Source organism: Nocardia gamkensis NBRC 108242, from assembly GCF_001612985.1.
GTDB lineage: Bacteria > Actinomycetota > Actinomycetes > Mycobacteriales > Mycobacteriaceae > Nocardia > Nocardia gamkensis.
The window spans coordinates 84272-95605 of record NZ_BDBM01000003.1; the positions used below are offsets into that span (position 1 = coordinate 84272).

Annotated in this window: 9 protein-coding genes; 8 read left to right on the plus strand and 1 reads right to left on the minus strand. The window is 69.4% G+C overall.

Going from position 1 to position 11334, the window contains the following annotated elements:
- The first annotated feature begins 105 nt into the window (after positions 1-105).
- The 5 genes from NG1_RS01970 (at position 106) to NG1_RS01990 (ending at position 6282) form a co-directional block, all read left to right on the plus strand.
- On the plus strand, positions 106-1362 hold the full coding sequence (locus tag NG1_RS01970) for an aminotransferase class V-fold PLP-dependent enzyme (protein WP_245659756.1): 1257 nt from the start codon (positions 106-108) through the stop codon (positions 1360-1362).
- Complete coding sequence (locus NG1_RS01975; protein WP_062967368.1) at positions 1359-2645, plus strand: heavy-metal-associated domain-containing protein; 1287 nt, start codon at positions 1359-1361, stop codon at positions 2643-2645. Before NG1_RS01970 ends, NG1_RS01975 begins: the two co-directional genes overlap by 4 nt.
- Positions 2642-4147: a type III PLP-dependent enzyme domain-containing protein gene (locus NG1_RS01980; protein WP_062967370.1), complete on the plus strand. Its 1506-nt coding sequence runs from the start codon at positions 2642-2644 to the stop codon at positions 4145-4147. Before NG1_RS01975 ends, NG1_RS01980 begins: the two co-directional genes overlap by 4 nt.
- A complete protein-coding gene (locus NG1_RS01985) occupies positions 4147-5472 on the plus strand; it encodes a pyridoxal-phosphate dependent enzyme (RefSeq protein ID WP_062967372.1) in 1326 nt (441 codons plus the stop codon). Before NG1_RS01980 ends, NG1_RS01985 begins: the two co-directional genes overlap by 1 nt.
- A gap of 180 nt (positions 5473-5652) precedes the next feature.
- Positions 5653-6282 (plus strand): TetR/AcrR family transcriptional regulator, encoded by a 630-nt coding sequence (locus NG1_RS01990; RefSeq protein WP_051175165.1) that lies wholly within the window; start codon positions 5653-5655, stop codon positions 6280-6282.
- A gap of 27 nt (positions 6283-6309) precedes the next feature.
- On the opposite strand, the gene NG1_RS01995 is transcribed toward NG1_RS01990, so the two are convergent.
- Positions 6310-9336 (minus strand): ATP-binding protein, encoded by a 3027-nt coding sequence (locus NG1_RS01995; RefSeq protein ID WP_062967374.1) that lies wholly within the window; start codon positions 9334-9336, stop codon positions 6310-6312.
- A gap of 105 nt (positions 9337-9441) precedes the next feature.
- Here NG1_RS01995 and NG1_RS02000 point away from each other — a divergent pair, with 105 nt between their 5' ends.
- The 3 genes from NG1_RS02000 to NG1_RS02010 are packed head-to-tail and all read left to right on the plus strand — an operon-like array spanning position 9442 to position 11229.
- Positions 9442-9675, plus strand: a complete 234-nt coding sequence (locus NG1_RS02000; protein WP_062967376.1) for an NfeD C-terminal domain-containing protein — start codon at positions 9442-9444, stop codon at positions 9673-9675.
- A 19-nt stretch (positions 9676-9694) separates the two neighbouring features.
- Entirely contained in the window at positions 9695-10795 is a 1101-nt protein-coding gene (locus NG1_RS02005; protein ID WP_062967378.1) for an SPFH domain-containing protein, read from the plus strand.
- Between the two features lie 32 nt (positions 10796-10827).
- On the plus strand, positions 10828-11229 hold the full coding sequence (locus NG1_RS02010) for a cold-shock protein (protein WP_062967733.1): 402 nt from the start codon (positions 10828-10830) through the stop codon (positions 11227-11229).
- The last annotated feature ends 105 nt before the right edge of the window (positions 11230-11334 follow it).

Below are 11334 nucleotides of genomic sequence, written 5' to 3' on the forward strand. Positions count from 1 at the left end.
GGCGACAAAGCTTCGAAGTCCGCACCGAAAATGCGTATCGTGGGTGACGTCCGAGTTACCGGTGAAGGGAGCGTCGCGTTGCGGTCCCCTGCCCCGAGATCGCCGGTGACGCGGACCGACGAGACTTCCCGGCCACCGGCGACGCCGCCGGTCGCGGCACGGGCGCTGTTCCCGGCGCTCGCCGGCGCCACCGAGGTCTACCTGGACAGCGCCGCGACCACACAGAAGCCGCTTCCGGTGATCGAGACCATCCAGCGCTATCACAGCAACGGCACGGCCAACGTCGGGCGCGGCACCTATCCCTGGGCCACCGGCCTGACCGCCCGGATCGCCCGGATCCGGGAACGCACCGCCGCCTTCATCGGCGCCGAGCACCCGGACGAGGTGGTCTTCACGGCGGGAGCCACCGCCGCACTCAACGCCGTCGCGCTGTCGTGGGGCCTCACGGCGCTCGCCGACGGCGACGAAATCCTCTACAGCGCGAGCGATCACGCGTCGAACGTGTACCCGTGGCAGCACCTTCGCGGACTGCTCGCCCGGTTCGGACGCCGCATCCATCCGATCCCCTACCGGACGACCGCCGCCGGGGAGGCGGACACCGACGACATCCTGGCCAAGATCACACCGCGCACCCGGCTGATCACCACCGGGCATCTGCACCATGTCTTCGGCGGTCTCAGCACCCTGGAGGAATTGCGCGGCCGGATCGACCCGGCCATCCTGCTGTGCTTCGACTGCTCGCAGAGCGGCGGGCATCTTCCGGTCGACGTGACCGCGCTCGGTGCGGATTTCGCGATCTTCGCCGCGCACAAGATGTTCGGGGCGCCGGGCACCGGGATCCTGTACTGCCACCGGCGCGTGCACGACCGGCTCGTGCCGTTCCTGCCCGGCGGCAATTCCGGCATCGCCACCGATCCGGACGGTCTGCGGCCGGGGCCGATGCCCGCGCTGCTGGAAGGCGGCACACCCGACATCCCGGGCATCCTCGCCCTCGGCAGTGCGCTCGAGGTGCTGGAATCGTTCGGCATGGATGTCATCGCCGCGCACAATCGTGCCCTGACCCTGCGCCTGATCGACGGGCTGCGACCGATCCCCGGCCTGGAGTTCCTGCCCGGTCCGGCGCATGCCGCGTGCGAGGTCGGCTACGGCATCGTCTCCTTCACCCTGGACGGGATCTCGGCTACCGACGCGGGATTCGTCCTGAGCGAACTGGGTTTCCTGGTGCGCACCGGCGCGCACTGCGTCCCCGCCGACACCGACGGCGCGGGCTCGGTGCGGGTCAGCACGCACATCTACAACACGCCCGACGAGATCGACCGATTCGTCGCGTGCGTGCGAACCATCGCCGAGGAGGTCACGTGAGTAACGACATCCCCCGCTACGACCGGCGGGCCGCGTCCAGGGTGCTGGCGCACTTGGTGCAGCCCGGGTCGCACAGCGCGCTCGCGCCCGCTCCCCCGCCGCGGCGATTCGAATTCACCTGCGCCGAATTGCGTCCCGAGCCCGACAGCCATCTCACCTATTCCCAGCGGCTGTATCTGGAGCGGTTCATGCGGCCGTGCCGCGCGGATCAGGTGACCAGCGCGACGCACCGGATGGCGTGGACCGACAGCGACGGCATCCCGAACACCGGGCACTTCCGCGCCGGCGGCCTCGGGCCCTCGGTGCCGATCGCGATGCGGGAGACCGTGCTGGCGCTGTGGCACCAGCTCGACGCCGATCCGGCCTTCGCCGCGCGGATCGCGGCGCTCGGGCCGGGCGAACACGCCGTGCTGGCGGGCACGACCACCGACCACGATCCGCGCGACATCTTCCGGGTGGGCATCGAGGCGGCGGGGCGCGTACTCGCCCAGCACGCGCTGCTGGCCGCGCAGACCCCCTACCGCGATGCCGCCGAGTTCGCCGAGGGCCTGCGGGCTTCCGGAATCTTCGCCGCGGTGGCCACTCGATGGTTCTGGGAGCTGCAGGCCTCGACCTATCGGCGGGGCATGATCCCGGTGACGCTCGTCGCACAGCCCGACGGCACCGTTCGCTATTCGGCGGAGACGGTCGCGACCCTGCGCGCCATGAAGGACGCCACCATCGCCGACGCGCACGCCGTGATGGAGCGCGCCACCACGGTCGAAGGTCTCACGGTCGCCGAGGCGATCGCCAAGTATCACGACGACCTGGACCTGATCTCCCGGCAGTACGCACTGCTGCCCGCCGGCAGTCATCCGGCCTGCCTGGCGGCCACGCCGCATCAGCTCGACAGCGGGCATGTCAGTATCCTGCCGTCGCTGGTCGACCGGTTCGTCGCGACGTTCACCGAGATCGTGGGCCGCATCGAGGTCGCGGAGGTGAGCGCCGAGCTCGACGAGGCGAGCGCCGACCGTGCCGCCACCGCCGAGGATCAGGTGTTCTACGTGCCGGATATGACATGCAAACACTGCGTCCGCACGATCGGCGGGGTCCTGGAATCGATGGACATCCGCGTGGTGGAGATCGATCTGGACAGCAAACGCGTGGTGGCCGAGTTCCGCAGCCCGCGCAATCGCGCCCGGGCCTTCGAAGCGATCCGGGACGGCGGCTACAACCCGGTCGCCGAACGCCCCGACGGCGCCACGCGGGCATCGGTCACCGAGGCATCGGAAGCCGCCGTATGACGCCTCGGCCGCCCGCGCTGCCCGCGAAGCTGCATCCGATGGTCCGCGCCTTTCTCGACACCCCCGGCCTCGCGACGGAAACACGGGCGAGTTTCGGATCCCCGATACATCTGGTGTTCCCGCAGGTCTACTCGGAAAATCTGCTCCGTCTGCGCACAGTGCTGGAGCGACGCCTGTCCGGGCACCGAATCTGCTACGCGCACAAGGTGAATCAGTCTCGCGCGTTCGTCCGCACAGCCGAGCGCGCGGGCATCGCCGTCGACGTCGCGTCACCGCACGAGCTGTCCAGCGCCCTCGCCGCCGGGTTCGGTCCGGCGCGTATCGAGGTCACCGGGCCGAAAGGGGAAGTATTCCTGCGCGAGCTCCTCGACCGCGGAGTGACGATCAACGTGGACAACCTGTGGGAACTGGGCCGCATCGCGGAACTGGCCGCCGAGAATGCGGAAATACCGGTGCTGCTACGGGTTTCCGGTATCGGCACGGGACAGGTGAGCCGGTTCGGGATGCCGGTCGCGCATGTCGAGCAGGCGTTCGATCTGCTGTCGGTACGGCGCGGGCGAATCGCCTTTCTAGGGTTCGCCTTTCACCTCGACTCCGGTGATCTCGGCGAACGCGTCCGGGCGATCGATGCCTGCCTGCGCCTGATCGAGCGAGCCTACGATCGCGGGCTCGCCCCTTCGGTGCTCGATATCGGCGGCGGCTTCCGGCAGGTGTTCACCGCCGACGCCGAACGGTTCGACGCCTATGTGCTGGCGCTGCGTGAGTCGCTGCTCGGCCGTGGGGAACCGATGACCTGGGGCAGTAACACCTTCGGCTATCACGTCGCGGGTGGCGCCGTGCACGGCACACCGGTGTTCCACAAATACGCCAACACCGTTCCCGCCGACCGCATGCTCGCCGATCTTCTCGACGCGCCGCTGGAGCGGCACGGCGGGCGGACAGTCGCGCAGGTAGCGGGCGACAATCTGCTGGAGATATGGCTCGAGCCGGGCAAGGCGCTGGTCGACCACGCGGGCATCACGCTGGCCACGGTCGAGTTCGTCAAGGAGGTCGCCGACGGCAGCGTGCTGGTGCACGTCGATCTCAGCCGCGATGCCGTGACGCCCGCCGACCAGGAGGTCATGGTCGACCCGATACTGCTGCCCGGCGCGGGCGTCGCCGCAGGCACCGACCGCGCGGAGGGCCCGGTCGGCGTCTACATCGCCGGACGGTTGTGCCTGGAGCGAGACCTGATCACCAATCACAAGGTGTGGCTGCCCGTCCGCCCCGTGCCGGGCGACACGGTGGTGTTCCCGAACACCGCCGCCTATCACATGGACCTGTCCGCGGCGACGGCCTCCATGCATCCGCTTCCCGCGAAGCTCGCGGTCACCCGGGCGCCCGATGGATTCCGGATCGTCCCCGACACCGCCTACGAACCCGACTTCCCCGTCGAGTCGTCGGGGGCGCGTCCTCTCGCGACGCACGCCGCAGGCCCGGTTCGATCGGTCGAGGCCTCCTGATGCGATACGACCACATCACCGAACTCATCGGCGACACGCCGCTGCTGCGGCTCGACCCCGCGGTGCACGGACTGGCCGGTGTCGAGCTCTACGCGAAACTGGAGTCGCACAATCCCTTCGGCTCGGTCAAGGACCGGGTGGCCTGGGCGATGTTGCGCGACGAACTGACGGAGCTGCGCGGAGGCGGCCGGACGCTCATCGAGGCCTCCAGCGGGAACACGGCCAAAGCGCTGCGCGTCCTCGGCGCGATGTACGGCATCGACCTGCGCGCGGTGACCAACCGGATCAAAGTCGGCGAGGTCCGTGACCTGCTGCAGCTGTTCGGCACCGAGATCGTGGAATTGCCCGGGCTGTCCGAGTGCCCGGACCCGACCACACCGAACGACGTCTACTCGGTGATCGAGGCGACGATGGCGCAGCATCCCGGCGCTTACCGGCATCTGTCGCAGTACACCAACGAGAAGAACATCGAGGCGCACCACCACGGCACCGGACGGGAGATCCACGAGGATCTCGCGGCCGATGGCATCGCCAGGATCGACTATCTGATCGGCGGGCTCGGCACCACCGGTTCCACCAGGGGTACCGCCACCTACCTGCGCAAACACAATCCCGAATTGCGCACCGTCGCGGTTGTCTCGGAGCGGTCGGACTTCATTCCCGGCATCCGGTCGGAGACCGAGATGTGGGATGTCGGGCTGTTCCAGCCGGAGTTCTACGACCGGATCGTCACCGTGTCGGCGGGCGACGCCGTGGACGCGACGCTGCGCCTGGCGACCGGGTACGGCGTCCTGGCCGGGCCGACCAGCGGCGCGGCCTACACCGCCGCGCTGGACACGCTCGGCGCGCTCGATCGCTCGGCCACCGATCCGGACGACCCGATCGTCGCGGTGTTCATCGTCTGCGATCGGCTCGAGCCGTACCTGTCCTACATCAAGAAGCGCAGGCCGGAACTGTTCGGCCGCGCCGAACGCGAAACGGCGCCGAGCGCGGACGAGTTGGCGGCGGTGCCGCGCCTGTCGCCCGAGCAGCTCGCCGAACTGGACCGGACCGGCCGCCCGACCATCGTGGACAGCCGTGGCGCCATGGCCTACCGGATCGGGCACGTGCCCGGCGCGTTGAACATTCGCGACGACCAGCTCGACGACATGTTCGGCCACGGCATCCCGTTCCCGCGCTCGCGGCCCGTGGTCTTCGTCTGCCCGGTGGGCGAACTGTCGGTGCGTTTCGCCGCGCGAGCCCGTCGAGCCGGATACGACGCCGCCGCCCTGGCCGGTGGTGTGGTCGCCTGGCGCGATGCGGGGCTGCCGCTGGAACGAGGCTGATCTCCGCGGGCTCGCGGCCCGTCGGTCACCTCGGTGCGGCGGAAAAGCCCGACAGCCGCGAAACGAGTAAACCGACAGTTACCATGCCGTGACGGCGCGGGATCCATTTCGGCAAGACCGCGGAGGCCGGGCCCGGTGCGCGCGGCGCGGGGGCGCGCCGCCAGGCATTATCGTGGGGCCGTGCAGACAGGTCAGGAAGCAGACGACGACGGGGGCCCGCGGATCTGGGGTGGGACGACGCTCACCGAACGCAGGGAGACGCGGCGGGCGGCGCTGCTGGAGGCCGCGCTCGATTTGATCGGCGAGTCCGGAGCGAGCGGCGTCACCATGCGGGCGGTGTGCCGCAAGGCCAACCTCACCGACCGCTACTTCTACGAGAGCTTCGCCAGCCGCGACGAGTTGCTGGACGTGCTCTACCGTCAGGTCGCCGAGGAATTCCTGGAGCCCATGACGGCCTTCGCCGCCACCGACGACCCGTCCCGCGACCGCGCGCTGTCGGAGATACTCGTGGACAAGGTGCTCGACGATCCGCGCAAGTCGCGGTTGTTCCTGGTCGAGCCGTATTCCAGCACCGGCCTCGGGCAGACCACCTTCGCCGTCATGCCGGTCTTCACCCGGGTCATGCAGGACCATCTGTTCGGCCACATCGACGACCCGGTCAAACGCAGGCTGGCGGCGGTGAGCATGGCCAGCGGAAACGCGGGCATGTTCTCGGCGTGGCTGAACGGCTCGCTGCGCGCCACCCGGGAGCAGATCATCGAGCACTGTCTCGCCATGCTCACCGTGTACCGCTCGCTCTACCGGTCCTGACCCGCGTCGCGGGCCGAGCGCCGGGCGTCAATCCCCGGATCGACCCCGCCAATACGCCAGGGTGTCCTTGGTCCGGATGGTGGCGGCGTGATTCGGGCCGAGGGCCCGCAACTCCGCGACCAGCAGAACCTCCAGTTCCGCGACCGCGCGGTCGAGGTCGCCGTGGCGGGCGCGGCAGCCCGCGAGCTCGTTGCGGGTGCCGAAGGTGTCCGGATGATCCGGGCCGAGCACCCGTAACCGGTCGCCGAGCAGTTTCTCCAGGTCGGTGATCGCACCCTCGAGGTCACCGCTGTCGGCGCGGTAGCCGGCCAGCCTGCCGCGGGTGAGCAGCGTGTCGGGATGGTCCGGGCCGAGCACCCGCAGACGGTCGTCGAGCAGGCGGGTGAACTCCGCGCCCGCACCGGCGAGATCACCGCTGCGCGCGCGGAACGCCGCGAGGTTGTTGCGCGCGCCGAGTGTGTTGGGATGATCGGCGCCGAAGACGCGCAGATAGTCGGCCACGAGTTGCTCGAACTCGGCGCGGGCGCCGTCGAGGTCGCCGCTGTCGGCACGCCAGTACGCCAGGCTGTTGCGGGTGCGCAAGGTGTCCGGATGGTCGGGGCCGAGCACCCGGGCGCGGTCGGCGCGCAGCTGTTCGAAGCGGGCGATGGCCCCGGCGAAATCGCCGACGTCGCCGCGATTGGACGCCAGATTGTTTCTGGTGCGGAGGGTTTCGGGATGGTCGGGGCCGAGCAGGCGCAGCTGGTCGGTGAGCAGTCGTTCGAATTCCTCGCCCGCGCCGCTGTGGTCACCGCAGCGGGCGCGGTAGCTGGCCAGCCTGTCGCGGGTGTCCAATGTGGCCGGGTCGTCGGGGCCGAAGACCCGCAACCGGTCGGCGAGCAACTGTTCGAAATCGGCGATGGCGCCGACCAGGTCGCCGCTCTCGGCACGGTGGAAGGCCCGCCGTTCCCGCGTGGTGAAGGTATCGGGATGATCCGGTCCCAGCGACTCGACGAAGTCCGGGGCCCACGCGGCCCACAGGTCGCGATCGTCGGCCGATCTGCCGGTTTCCAGCTTCGTCAAAAAGTCGATGGCCAAGGCGGAATCACCGTAGGCCAGGCAGTGGCGTACGGCCGCGCCCCGCGCGTAGTCGGCGGCCCGGTCACCGTCGTCGGCCTGGATCGCCGCGACGAGGGCGCGGTGCGCGTCGGCGATGCGCACACCGGAACGACGGCATTCCGCCTCCAGCGCGGGCAGGAACGCGCTGTGGGTGACACCGAGCGACTCGCGAACGGTGCCGGGATGACTGCGGGTGATCAAATCGCCGAGATTCACGGCGATGTCGCGGATCCGGGCGGCGCTGAGGTCGACACCGAGCGACAACAGCGCCGAATCCAGCAGCTCCAGCGGCAGCACGGGCCCGACTCCCGCCGCGGCCAGCAACCCGAGCAGGTTCGCCGTGTCACTCGCGGTCGCGGGATCGGCCCCGCGCAGCGCGGTCTCGACCCGCAGCGCGATGACCCGGTCCAGCCCGATCCCGGACGCGACCGCGCCGTCGGTCAATCTCGAGGCCACCTCCAGCAGGATGCGCGCCACCAGCCAGCCGCCGGAGACCACCCGCGAACCGGTCGCGTCGGTCGGGGTCTCGGCCAGCAGCCGCTGGATCCAGCCGATCCAGTCGACCGGGCCGACCGGCGCCGTTCCGCGCGCCGAGTCCACCACGGCGGCGATGTCATCGGCCGCCGGTTCGGCCACATCGATCCGGTACATGTGCGCCAGCCCCGGATCGTCCTCGACACCGGTGCCGGGCCGGATGCCGATGATCACCCGGACGTGCCGGAGATCTTCTCGGCGGGTCAGATCGGCGATCGCGGCCACCAGCAACCGCCTGGTCCCCTCCTGCGGCTGATTCAATCCGTCGAAGACCAGGGTGACCCGCCGGCCCGCGGTGGACAGGCGCGCCAGCGGGCGGCGCACCAGGATGTCGAAGATGTCGAACTCGTCCCTGGGCCGGTGCGCCCGTGCCGCGCGCGCCGCCTCCCGGAAGCCGGGTAGTCGTGCGTCGAGTTGCGCGGCCAGTTCCGAGGCGACCGACTCCACCGAGCTGTTCACCGTCAGGAACACCGCAGCGGTGATGTAGTCGGGGGTCACGGCGAGTCCGTCGACCAGGCTGGGGCGGATCAGCATGGCCAGCAGCGTGGATTTGCCCACGCCGGCGGGCCCGAGCACCGCCCGCAGCCGGTGGCTGCCCGCGTCGATGATGGCGTCGAGACGCTCGCGCACATCGGGCGTCAACAGCAGACGCCGGGTCAGCTGGTCGACGAACCCGGCGGCGGAACGTCCGCTCACCGCGTCGCGGTGGCGGGCGGTGTTCGGTACCAGCCACAATCCGGGGTCGACGCCCTGGGTCGTGGACACCGCGCCGGAACTGAAGGACAGATGCTGCGGCTGCTGATGGGTGCACTGCCCGGCGATCGGATCGACCAGGTCCGAGGGCAGCAGGTTCTCCCCGCGCAGCGGCAGGCCCAGATCGAAGGTGGCGAGCATGGTGCGGGTGAAGCAGCCGGAGTACGCGGGACCGTCGCCCGAGGCGACCAGCAGCTCCATCCGGCCGCCCGACTGCGCCAGCAGATCGGTCCACCGGCGCGCGGCGCCCTGCACGCCCTGACCTGCTTCGCAGGCGTCGACGAGCAGCACAAGCCCGTCGAGCGCGGCGCGATCGAGCCGCTCGCGGATCTCCTGGGTCAGGTGGAAGGCGTTGTGCGAGGTGGGTTCACCGGGTGAGTCGTGACTCAGCAGGTAGAAGTCCTCGGCAGTCGTCGCCACGCCGTGGCCGATGAAGCCGAGCAGCAGGGTGGCCTGCCGCTGCGATGCCGCCGCGAAGGCCGTGTCGACGGCGGTGAACAATTGCGCGGCAGTGGGATTGAGCACCGGGCCGTCGACATCGATCGCGGGCCGCCAACCTCCCGCTTCGGTCAGGCTCCCGTACAGCCCACGGGCGAGTTCCTCGGTGAAACCCAATTCTCCCAGCGCCGCGCATTCCGACCCCACCACCAGCGCCAGCCGTCCTCCCATGCAAGAAACATACCTGCGCCCCCGCGGCGGTCCCGCCCGGCCGATATCGAAAGGTGCTGTGCGAGACGTAGGCTGACGGGTGGATCGTCGGAAGGAGATCCTGGGATGATCGACCCGGTGGTGGGGTTGACGGGTACGCTCACATCGCCGATCCGGGGCGCCGGGACGCTGGGCGAGGTCCTGGTCGCTATTCGAGGGGGAACCGAGCTGTACATCGCACAGTCCACCGAGCCGATCCCGGCCGGTGCGGCCGTGCTGGTCATCGCGGTCCATCCGGGGCGCGTCGTCGACGTCGTCCCGTGGATTCCGCTCACCCCGGCCGCGGCCGGAGAAACCTGAAAAAGTAAGGGAGACAGACGTGCTGGGTTACCACGTGCCCGACCCGGACGAGGCGATGCTGGTCAGCGGCGCCAAGAGCCGCGACAACGCGCCGTTCAAGGTGGTCATCGGGCGCGGCGCCTGGGTGGTTCCGATGTTCCGGAAAGTCCGCTACCTGTCGCTGGCGATGTTCGAATCCGAGATCAAGGAGCGCTGCGTCACCAAGCAGGCGATCCAGCTCGACGTCCGCGCGGTGATCGCGTTCAAGGTCGCCAACGACACCCAGTCCATCGTGAACGCCGCACAGCGGTTCCTCTCCGAGCAGGAGCGGGAGATGTCGGTGCTGACCGGGCGCATCTTCTCCGGGCACCTGCGGTCGATCGTGGGCTCGATGACGGTCGAGGAGATCATCCGGGAGCGCCAGAAACTGGCCGACGAAGTGCTCGTCGCGTCGAAAGTCGAGATGAGCAATATCGGCCTGTGGGTCGATTCCTTCCAGATCCAGTCCATCGATGACGGCAACCTCGGCTATATCGCCGCGCTCGCCGCGCCGCACAATGCCGCCGTGCAGCGCGACGCGCAGATCGCGCAATCGCAGGCCGCGCAGGCGTCGGCGCAGGCCGAGCAGGAATCCCAGCGCAGGCAGGCGGAATATCAGCGCGAGACGGCGATCCTGCGCGCGCAATACCAGCGCGATATCGACAAGGCCAACGCGGAGGCCGCGCAGGCGGGCCCGCTGGCCGAGGCGATGGCGTTGCAGGAGGTGCTCACCGCCCAGGCCGAGCAGGCGCGCAAAGAGGCCGAGTTGCGGGAGCAGCAGTTGCAGACCGAGGTCGTGAAACCCGCTCAGGCCGAAGCGGATCGGGTGCGCATCCTGGCCGAGGCGGAGGCCGACCGCACCCGCATCCAGGCCGCCGCGGCCGCGTCGAACAACCGGATCGCGCTGGATCAGTTGTTGATCGAACAACTGCCGGAAATCGTGAAGCAGGCGTCGAACGGGCTGGCGAACGCGAATCTCACCGTGCTGAACGGACCGGACGGAGTGGGCGAACTGGTGAACGGAATGGTCGGTCAAGGACTGACCGTTTTCCATTCGTTGCAAAAGGCGCTTTCCACCGACGACGGCGAAAACGCGGGTTAAAGTTGCCCGGTAGCGACGGCGACGAGGAGCGGGTGTTGGTGTCCATCGGGAAATTGGTGTCGTTCGACAGCTCTCGGGGATTCGGATTCATTCGGCCGGAGGACGGTGGACCGGACGTGTTCGTCCACGTCAACGACATCGGCTTGGACGAGGACGAGTTGCGGCAGGGGCGGGTGTTCGAATTCGAGGTGACCGAAGGCGACCGCGGACCCAAGGCGGTCAATCTCAACGTGGTCGGCGGATCGTCCGCGCCTCCGGCGCGGCACAAGGGAAAGGACCGGCCGGGTTCCGGACCGCTCACCGTCGCCGAGCACAAACGCCTGATCACCGAACTGCTCCTGGACGCGAGCCCCGCGCTCACCGCGGGCGAGATCCTCACCATCCGCGACCGGCTCACCGCGTTCGCCGACCAGCAGGGCTGGCTGGAGAACTGAGCCGCGAACTCCACGATCCTGTCGGGGCGCCCGCCTACGATCGAGCCGAGACCACGGCCACAGACCGATGAGTTCGCTGGGCGCGCACCGTCGGTATGGGTGAGG